The organism is Alysiella filiformis, assembly GCF_014054525.1.
In the GTDB taxonomy this organism is placed as follows: Bacteria; Pseudomonadota; Gammaproteobacteria; order Burkholderiales; family Neisseriaceae; genus Simonsiella; species Simonsiella filiformis.
The window spans coordinates 1,923,843-1,947,470 of record NZ_CP059564.1 but is presented as its reverse complement, the minus strand read 5'-3'; the positions used below and the strand labels follow the sequence as shown (position 1 = coordinate 1,947,470).

Annotated in this window: 22 protein-coding genes; 5 read left to right on the top strand and 17 right to left on the bottom strand. The window is 47.9% G+C overall.

What is annotated here, in order from left to right; translation table 11 throughout:
- Positions 1-18: 18 nt before the first annotated feature.
- Entirely contained in the window at positions 19-2,151 is a 2,133-nt protein-coding gene (locus tag H3L97_RS09565) for a LysM peptidoglycan-binding domain-containing protein (RefSeq protein WP_097115098.1), read from the top strand.
- A 141-nt stretch (positions 2,152-2,292) separates the two neighbouring features.
- Here H3L97_RS09565 and H3L97_RS09560 read toward each other — a convergent pair whose 3' ends face one another.
- The 13 genes from H3L97_RS09560 to sdhC all read right to left on the bottom strand — a co-directional run bounded on the left by H3L97_RS09560 (position 2,293) and on the right by sdhC (position 13,900).
- A complete protein-coding gene (locus H3L97_RS09560; RefSeq protein ID WP_182073070.1) occupies positions 2,293-2,619 on the bottom strand; it encodes a transposase in 327 nt (108 codons plus the stop codon).
- Positions 2,606-3,001 (bottom strand): IS630 transposase-related protein, encoded by a 396-nt coding sequence (locus H3L97_RS09555; protein WP_182073069.1) that lies wholly within the window; start codon positions 2,999-3,001, stop codon positions 2,606-2,608. Before H3L97_RS09555 ends, H3L97_RS09560 begins: the two co-directional genes overlap by 14 nt.
- A gap of 121 nt (positions 3,002-3,122) precedes the next feature.
- Positions 3,123-4,601, bottom strand: a complete 1,479-nt coding sequence (ubiD, locus tag H3L97_RS09550; RefSeq protein WP_097114601.1) for a 4-hydroxy-3-polyprenylbenzoate decarboxylase — start codon at positions 4,599-4,601, stop codon at positions 3,123-3,125.
- A 41-nt stretch (positions 4,602-4,642) separates the two neighbouring features.
- Positions 4,643-5,614 (bottom strand): DUF1176 domain-containing protein, encoded by a 972-nt coding sequence (locus tag H3L97_RS09545; RefSeq protein ID WP_097114600.1) that lies wholly within the window; start codon positions 5,612-5,614, stop codon positions 4,643-4,645.
- Between the two features lie 33 nt (positions 5,615-5,647).
- Positions 5,648-6,301: a class I SAM-dependent methyltransferase gene (locus H3L97_RS09540; RefSeq protein WP_097114599.1), complete on the bottom strand. Its 654-nt coding sequence runs from the start codon at positions 6,299-6,301 to the stop codon at positions 5,648-5,650.
- A gap of 81 nt (positions 6,302-6,382) precedes the next feature.
- On the bottom strand, positions 6,383-7,513 hold the full coding sequence (gene zapE, locus H3L97_RS09535) for a cell division protein ZapE (protein WP_097114598.1): 1,131 nt from the start codon (positions 7,511-7,513) through the stop codon (positions 6,383-6,385).
- A 185-nt stretch (positions 7,514-7,698) separates the two neighbouring features.
- Positions 7,699-8,655: an AEC family transporter gene (locus tag H3L97_RS09530; protein ID WP_097114605.1), complete on the bottom strand. Its 957-nt coding sequence runs from the start codon at positions 8,653-8,655 to the stop codon at positions 7,699-7,701.
- Between the two features lie 106 nt (positions 8,656-8,761).
- Positions 8,762-10,045 carry a citrate synthase gene (gene gltA, locus H3L97_RS09525; RefSeq protein WP_097114597.1) on the bottom strand — a complete coding sequence of 428 codons (1,284 nt, stop codon included), beginning with the start codon at positions 10,043-10,045 and terminating at the stop codon, positions 8,762-8,764.
- Positions 10,046-10,189: 144 nt separating this feature from the next.
- The gene (locus H3L97_RS09520) at positions 10,190-10,438 is read right to left on the bottom strand and encodes an FAD assembly factor SdhE (RefSeq protein ID WP_097114596.1); all 249 of its coding nucleotides are present in this window, start codon (positions 10,436-10,438) and stop codon (positions 10,190-10,192) included.
- Positions 10,439-10,548: 110 nt separating this feature from the next.
- Positions 10,549-11,253, bottom strand: a complete 705-nt coding sequence (locus tag H3L97_RS09515; RefSeq protein WP_097114595.1) for a succinate dehydrogenase iron-sulfur subunit — start codon at positions 11,251-11,253, stop codon at positions 10,549-10,551.
- A 155-nt stretch (positions 11,254-11,408) separates the two neighbouring features.
- Positions 11,409-13,169 (bottom strand): succinate dehydrogenase flavoprotein subunit, encoded by a 1,761-nt coding sequence (gene sdhA / locus H3L97_RS09510; protein WP_097114594.1) that lies wholly within the window; start codon positions 13,167-13,169, stop codon positions 11,409-11,411.
- 6 nt (positions 13,170-13,175) lie between these two features.
- Positions 13,176-13,523 carry a succinate dehydrogenase, hydrophobic membrane anchor protein gene (gene sdhD / locus H3L97_RS09505; RefSeq protein WP_097114593.1) on the bottom strand — a complete coding sequence of 116 codons (348 nt, stop codon included), beginning with the start codon at positions 13,521-13,523 and terminating at the stop codon, positions 13,176-13,178.
- Entirely contained in the window at positions 13,517-13,900 is a 384-nt protein-coding gene (sdhC, locus tag H3L97_RS09500; RefSeq protein WP_097114604.1) for a succinate dehydrogenase, cytochrome b556 subunit, read from the bottom strand. The genes sdhD and sdhC overlap by 7 nt, the downstream gene beginning before the upstream one ends.
- Positions 13,901-14,236: 336 nt before the next feature.
- Between sdhC and H3L97_RS09495 the strand changes: the two genes are divergently transcribed.
- The 3 genes from H3L97_RS09495 to H3L97_RS09485 all read left to right on the top strand — a co-directional run bounded on the left by H3L97_RS09495 (position 14,237) and on the right by H3L97_RS09485 (position 17,760).
- Positions 14,237-15,112, top strand: coding sequence for a ParB/RepB/Spo0J family partition protein (locus H3L97_RS09495; protein ID WP_097114592.1), 876 nt, complete (start codon positions 14,237-14,239; stop codon positions 15,110-15,112).
- Positions 15,113-15,150: 38 nt separating this feature from the next.
- Positions 15,151-15,711, top strand: a complete 561-nt coding sequence (locus tag H3L97_RS09490) for a pseudouridine synthase (RefSeq protein ID WP_218839688.1) — start codon at positions 15,151-15,153, stop codon at positions 15,709-15,711.
- 66 nt (positions 15,712-15,777) lie between these two features.
- Positions 15,778-17,760, top strand: coding sequence for a transglutaminase TgpA family protein (locus H3L97_RS09485; protein ID WP_097114590.1), 1,983 nt, complete (start codon positions 15,778-15,780; stop codon positions 17,758-17,760).
- Positions 17,761-17,812: 52 nt separating this feature from the next.
- Here H3L97_RS09485 and rsgA read toward each other — a convergent pair whose 3' ends face one another.
- From rsgA to gmk, 4 genes are all read right to left on the bottom strand, one after another.
- Positions 17,813-18,679, bottom strand: a complete 867-nt coding sequence (rsgA, locus tag H3L97_RS09480) for a ribosome small subunit-dependent GTPase A (protein WP_097114589.1) — start codon at positions 18,677-18,679, stop codon at positions 17,813-17,815.
- Between the two features lie 76 nt (positions 18,680-18,755).
- The gene (locus H3L97_RS09475; RefSeq protein WP_097114588.1) at positions 18,756-20,927 is read right to left on the bottom strand and encodes a RelA/SpoT family protein; all 2,172 of its coding nucleotides are present in this window, start codon (positions 20,925-20,927) and stop codon (positions 18,756-18,758) included.
- A gap of 82 nt (positions 20,928-21,009) precedes the next feature.
- A complete protein-coding gene (rpoZ, locus tag H3L97_RS09470) occupies positions 21,010-21,216 on the bottom strand; it encodes a DNA-directed RNA polymerase subunit omega (RefSeq protein ID WP_097114587.1) in 207 nt (68 codons plus the stop codon).
- Positions 21,217-21,258: 42 nt separating this feature from the next.
- Positions 21,259-21,864, bottom strand: a complete 606-nt coding sequence (gene gmk, locus H3L97_RS09465) for a guanylate kinase (RefSeq protein ID WP_097114586.1) — start codon at positions 21,862-21,864, stop codon at positions 21,259-21,261.
- A gap of 124 nt (positions 21,865-21,988) precedes the next feature.
- Between gmk and H3L97_RS09460 the strand changes: the two genes are divergently transcribed.
- Positions 21,989-23,620, top strand: coding sequence for a CTP synthase (locus H3L97_RS09460; RefSeq protein WP_097114585.1), 1,632 nt, complete (start codon positions 21,989-21,991; stop codon positions 23,618-23,620).
- Positions 23,621-23,628: the final 8 nt, after the last annotated feature.

The window sequence follows — 23,628 nt, the reverse complement described above, 5'->3', positions numbered from 1 at the left end:
ACAGTAGTTTTGTAAATTATGAAATCATTCAAGTCTTTAGCATTTGCAGTTAGCAGTTTGTGCGTGTTGCCAGCCGTAGCCCATGGCAAAGAAAGCAACACCGCAGGACAAGTAGGCATGGCGATGATGCGATTAAATGCAGCCCCTTTAAGCGAAGGCAGTCAAGGTCATTTTGCAGAGGCGCAAAAATCATCACACACATCATCGTTTGCACACAGCAGCGGCAGCATTTGGAAAAGTTTGAAAAATGGTTTCCGTATGGCGGAAGTCAATTCCAGTTTGGTTCGCAGCCACGAAAGCAAATTTGTTGCCAACAGTGCCTATTTTAACCGCACCATAGCCCGCAGCCAGCCCTATATGTACCACATTGCCAATGAGGTACGCAAACGCGGTATGCCTGCCGAAATCGCCTTGCTGCCCTTTATTGAAAGTGCCTATGTAACCAAAGCCCGTTCACAGGTTGGCGCGTCTGGTTTGTGGCAATTTATGCCTGCCACAGGTCGCCATTATGGTTTGGAGCAAACGCCTTTGTATGATGGTCGCCACGATGTGTATGCCTCCACCGATGCCGCTTTGAATTATTTGCAATATTTGCACGGTTTGTTTGGCGATTGGTCATTGGCATTGGCAGCTTACAACTGGGGCGAAGGCAATGTGAGCCGTGCCGTACGCCGCGCACAAGCCGCAGGTTTGGCACCCACTTATGAAAACTTGCGTATGCCAGCCGAAACGCGCAATTATGTGCCAAAATTATTGGCAGTACGCAATTTGGTCAATAATCCGCAAGCCTATGGTTTGGCTCTGCCTGATATTCAAGACAAGCCCTATTTTCAGGCGGTTCATGTGGATACGCCATTGGACATTATGGCAGCCGCGCATTTGGCAAACATTTCAGAAACCGAATTTTTGGCATTGAATCCCGCATTCAAAACCCCAGTATTCATTCCCAAAGGCGGTCGCAAAATGTTGCTGCCTGTAAACGCAGCCAAAAATTTTGAAACCAATTTACGCAATACCGACAGCAAAGCCCTGTTGTCGTGGGACGTGTTTACCCCAAATTATGCCATGTCCTTGAACGATATTGCCGCACAAACTGGCACGAATTTGTCTGAATTGCGCCGCATGAATGGCATTAACGGCAGCGTGGTTTCCGCAGGACGCAGCATTTTGGTGGCAAAAAATGGCAGCAGCAATGCACAAGGCATCAAATTCAATTTTGCCAAAGTGGACAATGACACCACGCCCGATACCTTTGTGGAACAAAAACCCGTTTTGACCAATTTTGTGGTATCGGCAGCACCTGTGGTACAAAACAATTTTGCGGTGGCAACGGCAGCCGCACCTGTGCTTGCGCCCAAAATTGATTTTGTGGCACAAAATAAAGCCACGCAGCCTGTGGTCAATGCCGCAGCAGCGAGTGTGGTGGCGGCACCCGTACATCAGGTTTCCGATGTGGCAGAAAATGCAGGCTTGAACACGGCGGCTGACCCCTTGTTTGAACTGGTGAATCAGCGTGAACGCGAACGTTTGGCATTGCAACAAACCCGTCAAGCGGTAGAAGAAAGCAATGCGGCTTTGCGTCTTGCTGAAGCCAAAGAGCAAAAACGCCGCCAAAAACAACAGGAATTGCGCGAAAAAGAAAAAGCGCGTTTGGCTGCCATTGCCGCTCAACAGCAGCAAGCCAAGGCAACCCAAGCCACGCAAACAGCGCAAGTGCCACCTGTTTCGGTGCAAATGGTTAAGGGTTCAAATGCTTATCAAAATGTGGCATATCGTGCGCCCGCTCAAAATAAGGCGAATCAAGAAATTACCACCCATCGTGTGGTACAGGGCGATACCTTATTCAATATCGCACAGCGTTATAATGTCAATGTATCGGATTTGATTGCCGCCAATAATTTGCGTGGTAACCACATTCGCATTGGTCAGGTACTGAAAGTATCGGGTTTGGGCAATGCGAACAATCAGCGTACGCCATTGTTGAAAGTATCCAATGAGGCGGAACAACCGACTGTGCATTTGGTTAAAAAAGGCGATACTTTAACCAATATTGCTGCACGTTATAATCTGAAAATGAGCGACATTAAGCGTTTGAATAATAATCGTGAAGATGTGAAAATCGGCGAAACGTTGCAATTAACTGAAAGCTGATTTTATAGCTAAATAAAAACAAAATCACTACAAATATCGGTCAAATAAAATTTCAATATCAGAAATCATGTATTTGCGCCGCGTATTTTTGGCATAAGCCCAGTATTGTTCAATAGGATTCAAATCAGGACTGTATGCAGGTCAATACAGCAGCTTATGCCCACTTTGTGCCACCAATTGACGAATCTCTTCACCGACATGAAAGCGAGCATTATCCATAATCAACACACTCTTTTTATTCAATTTTGGTATTAAATCTTCTTTTAACCATTGAATAAAAACCGCACGATTAATCGTATGATGAAACAAAGCAACTGTAAACAAACGCCCATTTAACAATGCACCTATTGCATTGGTTTGTTTACGTATTTGCCAATCGTAAGTCGCATAACAACGCCGTCCAATCGGGGCATAGCCTTTTGGACGATGAACGGTTTGTGCAAAACCACTTTCATCAATATAAACCATTTGATAGCCCATTTTTTTGTAAAAACGCAATTTTAAATGGTACTGATTTCGCTGCTCTGGTTCTTGTTTTGGGTGTTGGCTCGTCTTTTTTAACTGAAATTTTGAGCTGTTTGAGAGCGTAACAAATTGCACTTGCGGTAACACCCAAACGCTTGGCACGTTCGTATTGGAAGGCATCAGGGTAGTTTTCAACATCTTTTAATAATGCTTCATGATTAACTTTTAATGGTTTGAATTGACGTTTTTTTCTTTCAATCCCATTTCGTTTCCATTGGTTAATGGTATGTGTACTGATGCCATAAAATGCGGAGGCTTGACGTATCGTCATGCCGCTTTCAACGCTTTTTAGGATTTGTTTACGTAAGTCTTGGGAGTAAGCCATGATAAATTTAATATTGTAGTGGTTTTAGTTTTGATTAGCTATAAATTGATTTGAAATGAAAAAGCTGCCTGAAAAATGATTTCAGGCAGCTTTTGGTTTTATTTTTAAAGTTTTTCAGACCTCACAAACCCAAATTCGCCCACATTGCGTCCACTTTGGCGACTGTGGCAGGGTCGCGGCTAATCGGTACACCCCACTCGCGATGGGTTTCGCCAGCCCATTTATTGGTTGCGTCCAAGCCCATTTTGCCGCCCAAACCGCTCACGGGGCTGGCAAAATCCAAATAATCAATCGGCGTGTTTTCCACCAAAACGGTATCACGAACAGGGTCCATGCGCGTGGTCATTGCCCAGATGACCTGTTTCCAGTCGCGTACATTGATGTCATCGTCCACCACCACGATGAATTTGGTGTACATAAATTGCCGCAAAAATGACCAACAACCCATCATCACGCGCTTGGCGTGTCCTGCATATTGCTTTTTCATGCTCACAACCGCCATGCGATACGAACAGGCTTCGGGCGGCAAATAAAAATCCACAATTTCAGGGAATTGCTTTTGCAACAATGGCACAAACACTTCATTCAACGCCTCGCCCAATACGGCAGGTTCATCGGGCGGTGCGCCTGTGTAGGTGCTGTGGTAAATCGGGTTTTCGCGCATGGTAATGCGTTCCACCGTGAACACGGGGAAGGTATCTTGCTCATTGTAATAGCCCGTGTGGTCGCCATAAGGTCCTTCCAGCGCGGTTTCATTGGGGTGAATCACGCCTTCCAATACGATTTCGGCACGCGCTGGAACGTGCAAATCGTTGCCGATGCATTTGGTCAATTCGGTGCGCGCGCCACGCAATAATCCTGCAAATTGGTATTCACTCAATGTGTCGGGAACGGGCGTTACTGCGCCCAAAATGGTGGCAGGGTCGCAACCCAATACCACCGAAACAGGGTAGGGCTGGTCGGGGAACAGGCGTTTGTGTTCCTGAAAATCCAATGCGCCGCCGCGATGTGCCAACCAACGCATAATCAGCTTGTTTTTGCCCAATAATTGCTGCCTGTAAATGCCGAGATTTTGGCGTTTTTTATTGTAACCGCGCGTTACGGTCAAGCCCCACGTTACCAATGGCGCAACATCGCCCGCCCAACAATGCTGAATCGGCAAATCGTATAAATTCACATTTTCCCCTTCTAAAACAATTTCTTGGCAAGGGGCATTTTTGACGATATTCGGTGCCATGCTCCAAATGTCTTTGAGCAAGGGCAATTTGCTGAATGCGTCTTTCACGCCTTTGGGCGGCTCGGGTTCTTTCAAATATGCCAAGGTTTTGCCGATTTCGCGTAATTGGCTGATGTCGCTTGCGCCCATGCCCATGGCAACGCGCTCGGTGGTGCCAAACAAATTTGCCAAAACGGGGTAGGGATATTTGGTGCCGTCTGCTTTGACCACGTTTTCAAACAACAAAGCCGCTCCGCCAGCACGCAAAACGCGGTCGCTGATTTCGGTGATTTCCAAATAGGGCGACACGGGTGCGGTGATGCGTTTGAGTTTGCCTTGTTGTTCAAGGATTTGAATGAATTCGCGTAGGTCTTTGTATTTCATATTGTTTCTTTCGTTGTGCGTTTTTCAGGCAGCCTGAAACCTTATTTCACATCGCTTACCAAAGTCGGCAAATGCCACGCGCCACCTGCAAAACCGCGACACATACCCGTTGAATATTCTTGGGTTTGGATAAAACGCTTGCCGTCCCAAACGTGGGTTTCGCCCGACCAACAATCGCCTATACCGCGACTTTTGTGTCCGCCATGAATTTCGCCATTATTGTAATCTGTTGCGTGTAGGGTAACGACTTGGCGGATGGTTTTGCGTGAGTTGTCCAAGACCACAGCCAGTAAACCTTCATTGTATGCACCACGCCAACAGATTGTTTCTGCCAAAAGATTTTGTGAATTTAAACGATACAGCGCAATCGCTTCGGTGTTTTCGTGCAAGAAATGGCAAGTTTCACTGTCCAATTTGCTGCGCAACAGTTGGCGGATTTGATTTTGTTCGGCGGAATTGATTTTGGCGAAACTGGCTCCGCTCGTTTTCAGGCTGCCTGAAACGGTTTGGGCTTTTTTGATAAGGGGTTTGGGCTGCGGTTTGAGTTTACCAAATTGTTGAAATTCATCGGCTTTCAACCAAACTGCCGCCGCGCCCGCATTGGACAATGTAAATATTTCTTTGCCTACTTGGATTTGCACCGTGTCGCGTCCTTTGGTGGCGGCAATCACCATTTGCGCGATTTGGGGCGAAAGGCGATAGCTGTCGTGTTGCAAAATCAGTTTGCCGATGATTTTTTGATTAATCAATAGGTTGATGGTTTTTTGTTGCACAGATTCGCCTGCATAACTCAATTCGCCCGAAACGGCTGACGAACCCGCCATGCGCGTAAACAGCACCGAAATCCGCTTGTCGTATTCCGATTCGTGATGATAGCCCGCCACGCGGCAAGTACCTGTGTTGTCGCAAGCGGTTTCCCAGTCTTTGTGTTTAAAATGAATGCCTTGCATAGGGGCAGCCAGTGCGTTGGCACAAATCAAGCTGCCCAGCAATGCCACATATGGTGTTTTCATGATGATGTTCCGTTTCAGGCTGCCTGAACGCGCTTAATCTGCCAATTTTTGCACATACAGTTGATAACTGGGCAATTTTTGCAAAACATGAACCTTGCGCTGAAAGGTGTTCACATAATGGTCAACAGCAGGTTTGACCAGCAGATAGTGGTCTTCTTCTGTTGGCGGTTTGGGCGACCACAAATAATCGTCAAAGGCGATGATGCCACTGATTTTGCACAATTTGTGTGCCAACAAAGCGTCCAGCAGCACATCGGGGGCTTCGTGCGAGCCGTCCACATACACAAAATCAAAATAGCCTTGTTTGCCTTGTGCCAGCAGTTGAATCAGCATATCGTGCGATAAGCCTTTGATTTTTTGGATTTGTGCGCTGGGGAAACGTGCAGCAGCCACCGTCATATTGTGGTTAAACAGCATTTCGGCTTCGTTCATATCGTGTCTGCCGATGTGTTCTGCGCCGCCTTGCCATGTGTCTATGCAATAAATTTCCATATTTTGATGAAATTGCATGGCTTTTTCAATGAAATAGCAGGTGCTGCGCCCTTGGTATGAGCCAATTTCCAAAATGCGTTGTGGGCGGAATGTTTGGAATAGCGGTTCTAATCCCACCAAATTGTGGCTGAACCAATCTTCATCGGCGCGGAAGAGATAGTCGGTACTGATTGGGGCTTTTTCGGGTTCGGACATGGTGTGTCTTTCAAGTGAAGGGGTTGAGGGAAGATTCAGGCAGCCTGAAAGCCATTTTTCACTTTCAAGCTGCCTGAAAGATTATTTCAATTTCAAATGCGGCAATGCCAAATAATCTTCCGATTGCATTTCCACCAAACGGCTGACGGTGCGGACAAATTCATGGGCAAAATCGCCTTCGGTGTAAAGTTCGTCCATAGGCACTTGCGAAGTCAAACACAATTTCACGCGGTAATCGTAAAACACGTCTGCCAGCAAGGTTAAACGCCGTGCTTCGTTTTTTTCGTTGGGGGTCATTTTTTCCACGCCTGAAATCAGAACGTGGGTGTAGTGTTCAGCCAGCCACAAATAATCGGCTTGCGAGCGCGTGCCAAAACACAAAGTGCGAAAATCAAACCAAATCACGCGATTGGTGCGACCTTTGCAAGTCAATTCGCGTTCGTGAATGATGATTTTTTCAGGCTGCCTGTCGTCTTTGCCCGCCAATTTGTTGAACAAATCCGCCAATTTCGCTTCATTTTCCGCATTATTGGGAATGTAGAACACTTCGGCTGGTGTGAGTGTTCGCATGCGATAATCTTCGCCACCGTCCACATTCAGCACGGTCAATTTCTTTTCAATCAAGGCGATGGTGGGCAGAAAACTGCTGCGATTTTGCCCTTGCGGATACAATTCAGACGGCGCATAGTTGGACGTTGCCACCAACACCACGCCTTCGGCAAACAGGTTTTCCAGCAAACGCCCCAAAATCATCGCATCGGCAATGTCGCTGACGTGAAATTCGTCAAAGCACAATACGCGCGTTTCGGTGGCGATGTCTTTGGCTACGGCTTTGAGTGGGTCGGCTTCGCTGCGTTTGTTGCGCATGCGCTGGTGGATTTCTGCCATGAATGCGTGAAAGTGTACGCGGCGTTTGCGATTGTAGGGCAGGCAGCCGAAAAATGCGTCCATCAGAAAACTTTTGCCGCGCCCCACGCCACCGTAAAAATACAAGCCTGTTGGCACATCGGGCGAGCGCAAGCTGCGTCCCAAAAAGCGGTTGCGTTTGCGTTTGAACATCATCAGTTCTGTCCACAGGCGGTCTAGGTGTTCAATGGCTTTGGCTTGGGCGTTGTCTTTGATGAAAGCGGGGTGTTGCGCGGCGGCTTGATACCATGTTTGGGGGCTGTGGTTGGCAAAGGGGGGAGGCGTGAATCGGGTTTCGGTGGTCATGTTCTATTTCTGCTTTCTGTGTGTGATTTTTCAGGCAGCCTGAAAATCAATTTGACAAATAAAAAATGATTTTATCGTGTTTTCAGACTGCCTGAAAATGTTTTTTAAGCGTACTTTTTTAAAAAGTCGGTCGCCAAAGGCACGACTTGCATTATCATCTACCGTATGCGCCCACGAAAAAGCTTTTACATCAAACCCACGCCACGCAACACCGCCACACCTATGCTGGCTGAAAACATCGCGCCAAACGTGGTAATGCCCATGATGTTGGCGGCGGCAACATCGTTGCCCCCCATGGCTTTTGCCATGATGTAGCTGGCAGCAGCAACGGGCGTGGCGGTCATCAAAAACAAAATCCCCATTTCCAAGCCACGAAAACCAAACGCATAGCCCACCAACACCGCAAACACAGGCGCAAGCACCAATCGCCCCACGCTGGCTTGCAGCGACACATCGGACATTTTGCGTATGCTTTGCCAGTCAAAAGTTGCCCCCGCGCAAATCAGCGCAAGTGGCAGGGCAATGTGCGCCAAATAACGGAACGTTTGCAACACAAATTCAGGCAGCCTGAAATGCAACATATTGAGCGTTAAAGCAATCACAATCGCCACAATCAAAGGATTGCTGATGATTTTGCCCAAAATGCTTTTGATTTTTTCAGGCAGCGATTGGTTTTGCGTGCGACTCAATGCCATAACCGACAAAATGTTCAACAAAATCGTAATCAAACCCAAATACACCGCCGCCGTTGCCACGCCTTCTGCGCCATAAGCATTTTGCACAAAAGCCAAGCCCGCAATCCCCAAATTGCTGCGAAAAACCCCCTGTACAAACACCCCCTTATCGCGCATTTCAGGAATGCGAAAATACGCATAAATTTCCGCCAACACATACAAACCCACGGTGCTGATTGCCCCAGCCGCCACCAATTTGGCTTGTGCCATGTAGTCCATTTTCATGCTCACCAAATTGATAAACAGCAACAAAGGCAAGGCACATTTAAACACCAATTCGGCAGCGCAATGGCAAAAATCATGGGTAATCATTTTTTTCAGATACAAAATTTTGCCCAAAACCAACAACAAAATATTGGGCAAAGTCACGCTTAACGCAAAACCAAGGGCAGACAATAACACAGACATGGCAAACTCATCGGGTGGTTTCAGACAGCTTAAATTGTAACAAAATAACAAAAAAGCAGCCTGAAAAATGTTTTCAGACTGCTTGACGTTTTCAATTTTCAAAAAATCAGCGTTTGTCGGTTGCCACAAAATCGCGGCGTGCTGCGCCTGTGTACAACTGACGTGGGCGACCGATTTTTTGGTTCGGGTCGCTAATCATTTCATTCCAATGAGAAATCCAGCCCACCGTGCGCGACAAGGCAAAAATCACGGTAAACATGGACACAGGAATGCCCAACGCGCTCAACACGATGCCAGAGTAGAAGTCCACATTGGGATACAATTTGCGTTCAACAAAGTAGGGGTCGTTCAACGCAATTTGTTCCAATTCCATTGCCAATTTGAATTTGGGGCTGTCTTGCAAGCCCAATTCGGTCAAAACTTCGTAGCAAGTTTGTTTCATGATAGACGCACGTGGGTCCATATTGCGGTAAACGCGATGACCAAAGCCCATCAAGCGGTATTTTTTCTGTTTCACGCCTTCCATAAATTCGGCTACGCGAGACACATCGCCGATTTCGTCCAACATGTCCAAAACGGCTTCGTTTGCACCACCGTGAGAAGGACCCCACAAGCTGGAAATACCAGAGGCGATACACGCAAATGGATTTGCACCAGAAGAACCTGCCAAACGAACGGTAGAAGTGGAAGCGTTTTGCTCGTGGTCGGCATGCAAAATGAAAATGCGGTCTAATGCGCGTACCAACACAGGGTTGGGTTCATAAGGTTCGCAAGGTGTGGCAAACATCATGTGCATGAAGTTGGCGGCATAGCCCAAATCATTGCGTGGGTAGTTGAATGGCAAGCCGTTGGAATAGCGGTAGCACATTGCCGCGATGGTTGGGATTTTGGAAATCAAGCGGTAAATGGCAACTTCACGATGATGTGGGTCAGAAATTTCCAAGCTGTCTTGATAGAATGCAGACAATGCGCCCACCACGCCCACCATCATTGCCATGGGGTGTGCATCGCGGCGGAAACCACGGAAGAACCATGTTAATTGTTCATGCACCATGGTGTGTTTGGTAACGGTTTCTTCAAATTTGGCTTTTTGCTCTGCGGTGGGCAATTCGCCGTAAATCAGCAAATAGCACACTTCCAAATAGTCGCTGTGTTCCGCCAACTGTTCAATGGGGTAGCCACGGTAGTAGAGCAAACCTTTGTCGCCGTCAATAAACGTGATTTTGGATTCGCAACTGGCGGTGGACACAAAACCAGGGTCAAGCGTGAACATGCCTGTGGCTTTATTCAGGGCGCGAATGTCAATCACTTCGTTACCGAAAGTGCCTGTTAATACGGGCAATTCTGTATCAAAACCTTCGCCTTGTAATTTTACAGTTTTGTTGGACATCTCTGAACTCCTATTTGGGGTTGAAATATTTGACTGATAATCAGGCTAAAATGGGGTTTTCAGGCAGCCTGAAACGCTGAAAACCGTTTATGGTCATTTCAAATTAACACATACCGCCAATTTGAAACAACTGTATTTTGAACATCAAGCGGTGCGAATTTTGTGCAAAATGGGTTCAAAATCAGCACGTTGTGGCGTTTGATATTGGTTGATGATGGCTAAAAATTCTTGGTCTTCCAAAGCCAAAATATCCACAAAAATTGCCAATTCTTCATCGCTTAATTGGTCGTATTCTTTTGCCATAAATCGTTTTAACACGATGTCCAGTTCCAGCAAACCACGGCGGGTTTGGAAACGAATGCGGCGTTTGTCTGTTTCGTTAAATTGTGCCATGTTTCTTTACCGATTTTAACAGGTATTGTTTTTTTTGATTGGGGCAATCAATTTATTTTCAGGCAGCCTGAAAAAGGCTTATTCCATTTTTCAGGCTGCCTGAAACGGTATTACACCGCGCGTTCCAGCATGATTTCTTTGATTTTGCCGATGGCGCGAGTGGGGTTCAGGTGTTTGGGGCAAACGTCCACGCAGTTCATAATCGTGTGGCAACGGAACAGACGGTAGGGGTCGTTCAAATTGTCCAAACGCTCATTGGTGATGGTGTCGCGGCTGTCGGCGATGAAACGGTAGGCGTTCAACAAGCCAGATGGTCCCACGAATTTATCGGGATTCCACCAGAACGATGGGCAAGCGGTGGAGCAACAAGCACACAAAATGCACTCATACAAACCGTCCAATTCGGCGCGGTCTTCTTGGCTTTGCAAGCGTTCGCGTTCGGGTTTGGCGGTGTCGTTTACCACATAAGGCTTAATGCTGTGATATTGTTTGAAAAATTGCGTCATGTCCACAATCAAATCGCGGATAACGGGCAAACCAGGTAAGGGGCGCAACACGATGGGTTGTTTCAGGCTGCGAATGTCGGTTAAACACGCCAAGCCGTTTTTGCCGTTGATGTTCATGCCGTCTGAACCGCAAATCCCTTCGCGGCAAGAGCGGCGGAATGACAAGGTGTCGTCTTGCGCTTTCAATTTAACCAATGCGTCCAATAATTTAACGTCTGTGGGCAAAATTTCCAATTCATAATCTTGCATGTACGGCTTGGCATCTTTGTCGGGATTGTAGCGGTACACTTGTACGCGGATTTTTTCCATAATGGTTTTGTTCCTTTTGGATTTTCAGGCTGCCTGAACGTCATTTTTGTGGGCATAGGGTGCATCTTGAAACACCATATTTTCTGATTTGGTGCAAGCAGTTGCACCCTACGGTATCCCAAATTTTTCAGGCTGCCTGAAAAGCAAATTATTGTTTAGTAAACACGTTTTGCAGGTTCAATGTATTCAACGGTCAAAGGTTTGGTGTGTACGGGTTTGTATTCCAAACGGTTGTCGGCAGAATAGAACAACGTGTGTTTCATCCAATTTACGTCATCGCGGTCGGGGTGGTCATCGGAAGCGTGTGCACCACGTGATTCTTTGCGGGCTTCGGCAGAGATGATGGTGGCTTTTGCCACTTCCATCAAGTTGTCCAATTCCAATGCCTCAATGCGTGCGGTGTTCCAAACTTGGCTTTTGTCGCCAATTTCGGTGCGTTTGGCGCGTTCCACCAAAGCCAATACCTTGTCCACGCCTTCTTTCAAAATCGCGTCTGTGCGGAACACGCCAGCGTGTAATTGAATGGTGCGTTGCAATTCATTGCGTAAAGCGTCCACGTTTTCACCACCTGTTTGGTTGTTCAAACGGTCAAGACGTTGTTGTGTGAATGCGCCTGCGTTTTCAGGCAGGGTTTTGAAATCGGTTTCTTTAACAAATTTAACCATGCTGTCACCAGCCGATTTACCGAAAACCACCAAGTCCAACAAAGAGTTGGTACCCAAGCGGTTTGCGCCATGCACGGACGCGCAAGCACATTCGCCTGCGGCATACAAGCCTTTAACCACTTTTTCGGGATTGTCGCCTTCTGGCACAACCACTTCGCCCAAATAATTGGTGGGAATGCCACCCATCATGTAGTGTGTGGTAGGTACAACAGGGATTGGGTCTTTAATGGGGTCCACGCCAGCAAACTGAATGGAAATTTCACGAATACCCGGTAATTTATTCATGATTTTGTCTGCGCCAATGTGGTCAATTTTCAACAACACATGGTCTTTGTTGGGGCCGCAACCGCGACCTTCGTAAATTTCCATCGCCATGGCGCGTGAAACCACATCGCGTGAAGCCAAATCTTTCACGGTTGGGGCATAGCGTTCCATAAAGCGTTCACCTTGCGCGTTCAACAAAATGCCGCCTTCACCGCGTACACCTTCGGTAATCAACACGCCAGCACCTGCCACGCCTGTGGGGTGGAATTGCCAAAATTCCATGTCTTCCAATGGAATGCCAGCACGGGCGCAAATGCCCAAGCCATCGCCTGTGTTCATAAACGCGTTGGTAGATGAAGCGTAAATGCGACCGCCACCGCCTGTGGCAAACAACACGGCTTTGGCGTGGAAAATGTACACATCGCCACTTTCCATTTCCATGGCGGTAACGCCCACTACATCGCCATTGTCATCGCGGATTAAGTCCAAAGCTGTCCATTCTACAAAGAAATTGGTGCCAGCGCGGACGTTTTGTTGATACAAGGTGTGCAACATGGCATGACCTGTGCGGTCGGCAACGGCACAAGCGCGTTCTACGGCGCGTTTGCCGTATTCGGCGGTGTGTCCACCGAAGGGGCGTTGGTAGATTTTGCCGCTTTCTACGCGGTCAAAGGGCATGCCCATGTGTTCCAATTCCACCACGGCATCTACGGCATTTTTGCACATGAATTCAATGGCATCTTGGTCGCCCAGCCAGTCTGAACCTTTTACGGTGTCGTACATGTGCCAGTGCCAGTTGTCTTCTTGCACATTGCCCAATGAGGCGGATACGCCACCTTGTGCGGCTACGGTGTGTGAACGGGTGGGGAACACTTTGGACAATACGGCGGTGTTCACGCCTGCTTGTGATAATTGTAAGGCTGCGCGTAAACCTGCGCCACCTGCGCCGACTACTACGGCATCAAATTTGCGAATCGGATAAGTCATGTTTGATTAACCCCAAATGGCGAAGAATGAATAAACGGTGCAACCCACCAACCAAGTAACGGTGGCGCATTGCAAAAACAAGCGTAAACCGAAAGGTTTGATGTAGTCCATCCACAAATCGCGAATGCCAACCCATGCGTGTAAAAACAGGGCAATGAATGTGGTTTGGGTAAACACTTTTACCCAAGTTTTGTCAAAAAAGGCTTGCCATTCGGTGTAATCGTCCGCGCCCATTAAGCCAATCAAAAACAGGAAAAAGAACACGGTGTACACGAGCATGATGATGGCGGTGGCGCGTTGCATCGCCCAATCGCGCAAGCCGTAGTGTGCGCCAGTTAATTTGCGGTTTACCATAAGAAAATCCCCAATACAAATGCCACAGCAGGTGCGCCGTACAAAATCCATTTGGCGGTTTTGCGGGCAGTGTGCAAGTCCACACCAATGTGCGCGTCAATCAGCAGGAAACGCAATCCTGCAAACAAATGGTGGATAAACGCCCACAACACGCCCCACAAAATCAGCTTGATGAACCAATTGTCTGCCCAAGCTTTGTAATATTCAAAATCTTCGCCGCTTGAACGTGAGCCGCTCAACAATGCCAACAAAAATGGCAGCAGCAAAAACAATGCCACACCTGTGGCGCGGTGCAAAATGGAAACAATCCCTGGAATCGGCAAATGCTTGATGATGGTGGGCATGTGCAAATAAACAGGGCGTTTCTTGGTTTGCATATCTTTACTGGTTTGCATACCAATTCCTCTTCTTATGCAAGAATGAACAAATAAACTCAAAATCCGAAAAAAGAATTGTGTCAATGTTGCCGACACAATCCCGATAATTTACATGATTTAGCACTGTTTGAACAGCCCCAATTTGCAAGAAATACCATGAAATTAAACAACAAAATGCTTTTCAGGCTGCCTGAAACGGGCTTTACAATAAAAAATACAATGAATTACACCAAACGATAAGGCGATTTTTTGTGTGAGACGGTGTTTTTCAGGCTGCCTGAATGCGGCGTTTGGTATAAAATACGCGCCACAATAATGATTTTCAGGATAAAGATTATGGCGATTAAAAAAGGCGGTTTGGGGCGCGGTTTGGACGCGCTCATTTCTCACCCTGCCGCCAGTTACGATGAAGATTCGGGCGACCGTTTGACCACGCTGCCTGTGAGCGACATTCGCCCTGGTAAATATCAGGCGCGGGTGCAAATTGACGATGCGGCTTTGCAAGAGTTGGCGGAATCCATCAAGGCGCAGGGCATCATTCAGCCTGTGGTGGTGCGCGAGCAGGGCGGCAAACAATATGAATTGATTGCGGGCGAACGCCGTTGGCGCGCGGCGCAGTTGGCGGGTTTAACCGAAGTGCCTGTGGTGATTAAAAATGTGGACGACCGTGCCACCATGGCGATGGGTCTGATTGAAAACATTCAGCGCGAAAATCTGAATCCGATTGAAGAAGCGCAAGGTTTGCGTCGCCTGATTGATGAATTTGAATTGACCCACGAAACGGTTGCCGAAGCGATTGGGCGCAGCCGCAGTGCGATTTCCAACAGTTTGCGTTTGTTGAAGCTGCCTGAACCTGTGCAAGATTTGCTGTTTCAACGCCATTTGGAAATGGGGCATGCGCGCGCCTTAATCAATTTGCCTGTGAACGAGCAACTGGAATTGGCGCAAAAAGCGGTGAAAAACGGCTGGTCGGTGCGCGAAACGGAAAAACGCAGCCAAGCCATACAGCAACATTCAGGCAGCGAAGCCATGCCACAAAAACGGCTTGACCCCGATTTAATGCGTTTAACCGAATCGCTGATTGAGCAACTGGGCGTGTCTGCCGAAATCAAAACGCGCGACCGCAAAAAGGGCAAAATCATTTTGCATTTTGACAATGCGGACGCTTTTGAAGATTTGATGCTCAAATTGGGCGTGAAATGGGATAATTGATGATTCAGGCAGCCTGAATCAGCCATTTTATTGAAAAAATAAATATGTTAATCGCATTCAACAAACCCTATGGCGTGATTTGTCAATTTTCGCCACACGAAAAACACCCCAGTCTGAAAGATTTCATCAACATCGCCCAAGTGTACCCAGCAGGGCGTTTGGACACCGACAGCGAAGGCTTGCTGCTGCTGACCGATGACGGCAAACAGCAAGCCCACATCGCCAGCCCACGCCACAAAGTCGTGAAAACCTATTGGGCGCAACTGGAAGGCACACCCGATGAAAGCAAATTGGCTTTATTGCAACAACCGCTTGATTTGGGCGATTTTGTTGCCCAGCCTGCCCAAATTCGCCTGTTGCAAGATGATGAAATTGCGCAAATTTGGCAACGCAATCCGCCCATTCGTGAACGCAAAACCGTTCCCGATTTTTGGCTGCAAATTCAAATCCGCGAAGGCAAAAATCGCCAAGTGCGCCGCATGACGGCAAAGGCAGGCTATCCCTGTTTGCGTTTGATTCGGGTGGGCATTGGTCGCGTGAATTTGTTTGATTTGCAACTGAAATTGGGCGAATGGCAAACTTGTGCCGTTTTGCCGTAAAAGTTGGGTTCAGGCTGCCTGAAAGTACGTTTTTTCCCCTTATTTTTTGCTTAAAATCCCCAAAACATGATTATTGCCCAAGCCACTTATTTGCACGATGAACCCGATTTCAAAGCCGTGTTGTTGAATCAACTGGCATTGTTGGCGGTGTCGGTGCCCATTTTGTTGCAACTGCCGATTGCGGTATCGGCGGTTTTTTTGCTGTTTACTTTGGGGCGGGTGTTGATGTTGTGGTTTGGGGTGCGCCGTCCGCCCAAATGGGTGTTGGTTTTGATGTTGGCGATTGTGGTGGCGCTGGTGTTGGGGCAGGTTGGCACTTTTGTGGGTTTGCAAGGTGGTATGTCTTTGCTGTTGCTGCTGGGCAGCCTGAAATCGTTTGAAGGGCATTCGCGGCGCGATTGGCAAGTTTCGGCTTTGGTACAAGTGTTTTTGCTGGCAGGAGCGGTGTTGTTTGACCAAAGTTTGTGGGTGGGCGCGTGGGTGCTGCTTTGTTTGATGATGATTGCGGTTGCCTTGGCGGTGCTGAACGAATTGCCCATGGTCAATGCGGTGCGACAAAGCGGCACAGCATTTGCGCTGACTTTATTGCCCATGCTGGTGTTGTTTGTTGCCATGCCGCGCAAAGACGCGCCTTTGTGGGGCGTGCCACAAAATCCGATTGCCCAATCCACCACAGGGCTGTCTGAAACCATGAAACCAGGGAGCATAGGCGATTTGGTGCAAAGCAATGAACCTGCTTTTACCGCCACATTTCAATCATTTATGCCGCAGCAAAAAGATTTGTATTGGCGCGTCATGATAATGGCAGAGCGCGATGACACAGGCACATGGCAAATTTACAAAGGCTACACCGATTCTGCCGTAGCCGATGCCAATGCGCCCAGCGTATCGTATCAAATTGTTTTGGAAGACAATAAAGGCAAAATTCCCGCCTTGGACTACCCCACCGAGCAGCAACCCAAACGCGGCATCATGCGCGAAACAGGCAATGTGTTGCGCGTGTACAGCCGCCAAGGGGTGCGCGGCATACATTTAACCGCCAGCGTGAGCGATGAATTGCCACACAAATTGTCGCGCCAAGAATTTGAGTTGTACACGCGCTTATCCAGCAGCACCAATTTGCGAACACGCGCCCTGTCCAAACAGTTGTTTGAGCAAAGCGGTGGCGATGTGGAAGCCTTTATCGCCAAAACTTATCAATATTTTCAACAACAAGGATTCAGCTACACCCTACAACCGCCCGTTTTGCATTCAGGCAGCAGCACCGATGAATTTCTGTTTGGCAGCAAACAAGGTTTTTGCGAACATTATGCCGATGCGTTTGTAACGCTCATGCGCTCATCGGGCGTGGCGGCGCGTGTGGTAACGGGCTATCAGGGCGGCGAATGGAATGGCGAATTTTGGCAAATCCGCAGCAAAGACGCACACGCTTGGACAGAAGTTTGGCTGCCTGAAAAACAAGTGTGGAAACGCATTGACCCCACCGCAGCCGTTTCAGCCAGCCGCATTGATTCAGGTTTGGAAAACGCACTCTCATCAGACGAATTGAGCCAATTATTGAGCAATACCAGTTGGTTAAGTCGCTTTGCCGACAACAGCCAAATTTACTGGCAACGTTGGGTGGTCAATTTTGATGGCGCACAGCAGCGCAATTTGTTTGCCATGTTGGGTTTTGACAACGTGAACGCAAAAAGCGTGTTATCGGTTTTGCTGTTGGGATTGCTGCCTGCATTATTGCCTTTGGCTGTGTGGCTGAAAAAGCACCGCCAACGCGAGTTCAATCCCATGCAACAGGGCTTTTTACAGTTTAAGATGTTGATTTTGGGTAAAGATTTTGCACAAATTGCCAGCGTGGGTGCATGGGAAATGCAAAACATTTTGGCGCAACAAAATCGCCTAAACGATGAAATTCGCCACATTTTGCAAGATTATGTGCGTTTGAATTACGCCACCGCCACCGCCCCCAGTTTGCAAGTGGCACGAAAATGGTATCGTCAAGCGAAAAAAATCGGCAAAAAATACCGATTTGTGCCAACAAAAACAAAATAGGGCGGTTTCAGGCAGCCTGAAAAATCCATTTCAGGCTGCCTGCAATGTTTTCTCAACCCAACTCATCGCTGATTTTCTGCAATAATTCAAGGCGTTCACTGCGAATTTCGCCCCTTTCGGCGGCAAGTTTGAAAGCACAATTTGGCTCGGCGCGGTGCGTGCAATTATGAAAACGGCATTGCCCAATCAAATGCCGCAAATCAGGAAAATACTGCGGCAAATCGCCCAGTTTCAAATGGTGCAAACCAAATTCTTGCAAACCAGGACTGTCTATCAATTTCGTTTCTTCATTCAAATCATATAATTGTGCGTGGGTGGTGGTGTGTTTACCCGAATCCAAAGCAGCAGAAATTTCATTCGTTCGCGCAATGTGTTCGCCCAACAGCGCATTGGTCAGCGTGGATTTGCCCATGCCGCTTTGTCCCAAAAAGATATTGGTGTTGCCTTGCAAAAGCGGTTTCAGGCAGCTTACATCATTTAATGCCGACAATTCAACCACTTGATAACCCCATTTTTCGTAAAAACGCAATTTTTCGCGCCACATTGCGCTTTCAGGCAGGTCGGATTTGTTCAACACGATTCGTGCATCAATTTCCGCCGCTTCTGCCGCGATGAGTGCGCGTTGCAACAAAGTTTCGCTGGGGCTGGGAACGGCAGCCGTTACCACCCACAACTGCGACACATTCGCGGCAATCAACTTGGATTTCCACGCATCTTGGCGATAAAGCAGGCTTTGGCGTGGCAAATGTTGTTCAATCACGGCTTGTTCGGCATTGATGATTTGGATTTGCACCCAATCGCCACAGGCATAATCGGTGCGTTTGCTGCGCGTGCTGGCTTCAAAAGTGCGTTTTTCAGGCGTACGGACAATGTAGCGGCGACCATAACTGGCAATGATTTGAGCGGTATTTTGTGTCATGAGATTGAAATTCAGATGTTTTCAGGCAGCCTTTTCAGCAAATGAAGGCTGCCTGAAACAATAAAAAATGTTGATTTTAAATGCGTTTCACATCGCGAATTTGGGGGATTTTTTGCAGTTCATGCACAATCGCATTCAGTTGCGCCGTATCACGCACATTCAGCAAAAAGGCAAATTCAATGAAACCCTCCGTTCCCGTGGTGCTTTGCGATTTGGACAGCGTTTCCACCGCCGCAATATTGCCACCCGCGTGGGAAATGGCACTGCTCATCGCCGCCAGCAAACCATGCGTGTCTTGCGAGGCAATGTGGATTTTGACATCGTACCATTTTTCAGGCTGCATAAAAGCGTCCCAATCCGCGTCCAACTGCTGTTCCGCATCGGATTTGAGCAGATTTTGGCAATTTTCACGATGAATGATTAAACCATTGTTGCGCGTGAATAAAGCGCGAATGTTGTCATTCGGAATCGGATTACAACATTTGCCAAAGCTGACCAAGCCCACATTGTCGCTGTTCACATTGATGGTGCTCAATTTGATTTCGCTGCCAAAATGTTTGCCCGCCAAAGCCGCAATGTTCATCGCCACCGCCACAGGCTGCGTTTGTCCCGAACCCACTTCAAAATACACATCTTCAATTTGCTTGCCGTTTTCACGCAATTGCGCGGTGTATTTTTCAAGCAAATCATTGGACGACAACACATTTTCAGGCAACAAACCCGTTAATGCTTTTTGCAACAATTTTTGTCCCAGTTGTTGCGCTTCGGCTTGCCCCACATTTTTCACATAGCTGCGAATGCCATTACGCGCACGGCTGCTGACCACCATATTCAGCCAAGCCAAATTCGGTTTGGCATTGGACGATGTGATGACCTCAATCAAATCATTGTTTCTCAAAACGGTGCTCAATGGCACAGGCACATTATTCACACGCGCCGCCATGCAGCGATTGCCCACATCGGTGTGAATGGCATAGGCAAAATCAATAACCGTAGCCCCACGCGGCAAAGTGATGACCTTGCCCTTGGGCGTACGCACATAAACTTCATTGAAAAACAAATCGTTTTTCACATATTCAAAAAATTCTTTGTCGTTGGCGATGTGGTGTTCCAAATCCAACAAACTGTGCAACCATTCATTGGTGCGAATGCGGCTTTGGTTGTCATCGCTGCGCGTTAAATGCGCCATAATGCCAAAACGCGACACCGCGTGCATATCGCGCGAACGAATTTGCACTTTAATTGGCAAACCGTGTGGACCAATCAATTCGGTGTGCAGGCTTTGGTAGCCATTGGCTTTGGGATTGGCAATGTAATCGCGGATTTTGCCCAAGCTGGGTTGATAAATGCTGTGCAAAATCCCCATGGCGGTGTAACACGCAATGGTGCTGTTCACAATCACGGTAAAATTGTAAATGTCTTTGATTTCATCAAAATGGAATTTGCGCGATTGCATTTTGGCGTGAATGTTGTACAAATTGCGTTCGCGTCCCAAAATTTGCGCTTCAATATTGGCTTCAACCAAATGGGTTTGAAAAGTTCGCATCACGGTGCTAATCACATCAACGTGTTTTTTGCGAAATTGGGTCATGGCTTTTTGCAAAGTGGCATAACGCAAAGGGTGCGTGTGTTGAAACGACAAATCTTGCAATTCGCGCGACACGCTGTTTAAACCCAAACGGTTGGCAATGGGGGCGTAAAGCTCCAATGTTTCCAAGGCGGTGCGTTTGCGTTTGTGGGGTTTGACACCGTCTAGTGTTTTCATGTTGTGCAGGCGGTCGGAAATTTTGACCAAAATCACGCGCACATCTTTGACTGCCGCCATAATCAGCTTGCGAAAACTGGCGGCTTTGTGGTCGCCTGCATCGGTAAAATCCAGTTTGTCCAGCTTGGATACGCCGTCCACGATGTTGGCGATGGTTTCGCCAAATTCGGTGGTCATGCTGGCTTTGGTGTAGTTAGGTACGTCTTCAATCACATCGTGCATTAAGGCGGCGCACAGGGTTTCCACGTCCACGCGCCAGTTGGCAAGCTGGGTGGCAACGGCAATGGGGTGGGTGATGTAGGGTTCGCCGCTACCGCGTGTTTGCTTGATGCTGTCGTGGGCGGTAAATGCGTAGGCGCAAGCACGTTCCAGCAAAGCCAAATCGGTTTCTGGCAAATATTTGCAGGCAGCCTGAAACAGCAATTTGCGTACAGGCAGCGTGTATTCGCTGTCGTATTGGGCGGTGGGGGTGGGTGCTTGCATGATGCGCTCCTTGTGTGGGGAGACGTTTCAGGCTGCCTGAAAAAGCCGTTTTCAGGCAGCCTGAACGCGGTTGAGAATCAAATTATTTGTTTCGCGATAAAATTTCCATGCCAACGTGTCCAGCCGCCACTTCGCGCAGGGCGGTAACGGTGGCTTTGTTGTGGCGAATGTCGTCAATTAAAGGTTGCGTGCCGTTTTCCAGTTGGCGGGCGCGGCGAGCGGCAACCAAAGTCAAATCAAAGTGATTGGGGATTTTGCTGATGCACTCTTCTACGGTAATGCGAGCCATGTTGTCATTCCTCAAAAAGGGGTTGGTAAAACAATGTTTATTTTAAAGATTTTGTAAAACTTTTTCAATATTCGTTTTTTGGCGATTTTGATTGAGCCGATTGGCTTTGAATATGTGCCACAAATCGGCTTCGGCGGCGTTCAAATCTTGATTTATCACAACATAATCAAACAAATAGGCTTGTTCAATTTCTTGACGCGCTTCGTTAAGGCGAATTTGAATCACATCATCGCTGTCGGTTTGGCGTTCGCGCAAACGCTGTTCCAGTTCGTCCAAAGTGGGCGGCAAGATGAAAATGCTCACCGATTCAGGCAGGCTTTGACGCACTTGCGCCGCGCCTTGCACATCAATTTCCAAAATCACATCAAAGCCTTGGGCGCACATATCGCGCACGGCTTGAATGCTGGTGCCATAATAATTGCCAAACACTTGCGCGTGTTCCAAAAACGCACCCTCGCCCACCAAACGCACAAAGGTTTCTTGATTCACAAAATGGTAATGTTTGCCGTTTACTTCGCCCACACGCGGCTGGCGCGTGGTGTGGGAAATGGAAACGCGAATATCGGAATGGTGTTGCACCAAACGAGAAACCAGCGTGGTTTTGCCTGTGCCTGATGCGGCGGAAATAATGAATACATTGCCTGTCATGATGTTTTCTGTTTTGAGATGTAAAAAATAAAATAAACGGAATTATGCCATATTTTCAGGCAGCCCTTTTGCATTTTCGTGGATTTGCGTTAAAATCACGCATTCCAACACAGGTTTTTCAATCATGACAAAATTCATTTTCGTAACTGGCGGCGTTGTCTCATCACTTGGTAAAGGCATTGCCGCCGCTTCTATTGCGGCAATTTTGGAATCGCGTGGTTTAAACGTAACCATGCTGAAACTTGACCCCTACATCAACGTAGACCCCGGTACGATGAGTCCGTTTCAACACGGCGAAGTGTTTGTTACCGATGACGGTGCCGAAACCGATTTGGATTTGGGGCATTATGAGCGTTTCATCAACGCCACCTTGTCGCGCAAAAACAGCTTTTCAGCAGGGCAAGTTTACGAAAACGTGATTGCCAAAGAAAGACGTGGCGACTATTTGGGCGGCACGGTGCAAGTGATTCCGCACATTACCGATGAAATCAAACGCCGCATTCACGATGGCGCAACGGGCAAAGACGTGGCGATTGTGGAAATTGGCGGCACGGTGGGCGACATTGAATCCTTGCCATTTTTGGAAGCGATTCGCCAAATGCGTTCGCAACTGGGTCGTGCCAACACGCTGTTTGTGCATTTGAGCTATGTGCCATACATTGCGGCGGCTGGCGAAATCAAAACCAAACCCACGCAACACACCGTAAAAGAAATGTTGAGCATTGGCTTGCAACCCGATATCCTCATCTGCCGCATGGACAGATTGCTGCCTGATGATGAACGCCGCAAAATCGCCTTATTTTGCAATGTGGACGAACGCGCCGTGGTGGGCAGTTATGACGCAGGCAGCATTTATGAAATCCCCGAAATGCTGCACAATCAAGGCATTGACAACATCATTTGCGAACAACTGCAACTGAACGTGCAACAAGCCGATTTGACCGCGTGGAAAAAAATCGTTCACGCCATCAACAATCCCAAACACACCGTGAAAATTGCGATGGTCGGCAAATATGTGGATTTGACCGAATCGTACAAATCGCTTACCGAAGCCTTGAAACACGCAGGCATTCACACGCAAACCGATGTGAACATTACTTACATTGACAGCGAAAACATTGAAAAAGACGGTACAGGCTGCCTGAAAGATTTTGACGCGATTCTCGTCCCAGGTGGATTTGGCTCGCGCGGTGTGGAAGGCAAAATCGCGGCAGCCAAATTCGCGCGTGAAAACAAAGTGCCATACTTGGGCATTTGCTTGGGCATGCAAATTGCGCTGATTGAATACGCGCGCAACAAAGCCAATTTGAGCAACGCCAATTCCACCGAATTTGATGTGAAAACGCCACACCCTGTTGTTGCCCTGATTGACGAATGGCAAACAGCAGATGGTAGCGTGGAAAAACGCGATGAAAACGCCGATTTGGGCGGCACCATGCGCTTGGGCGCACAACAGGTGGAGCTGACTGAAAACAGTTTAGCCGCCAAAATCTATGCCGCAACGCAAATCCGTGAACGCCATCGCCACCGCTACGAAGTGAACAACCATTATCTGCCACAACTGGAACAGGCTGGTTTGAAAATCGGTGGTGTGTCGGTGGGGCGCGAGCGTTTGGTGGAAACGATTGAAATTCCCGACCACCCTTGGTTTTTCGCTTGCCAATTCCACCCCGAGTTCACGTCCAATCCGCGCGATGGACATCGCCTGTTTGAGGCGTTTGTGAAAGCGGCTTTGACACACAAAAAAGTGAATTGATTGATTTT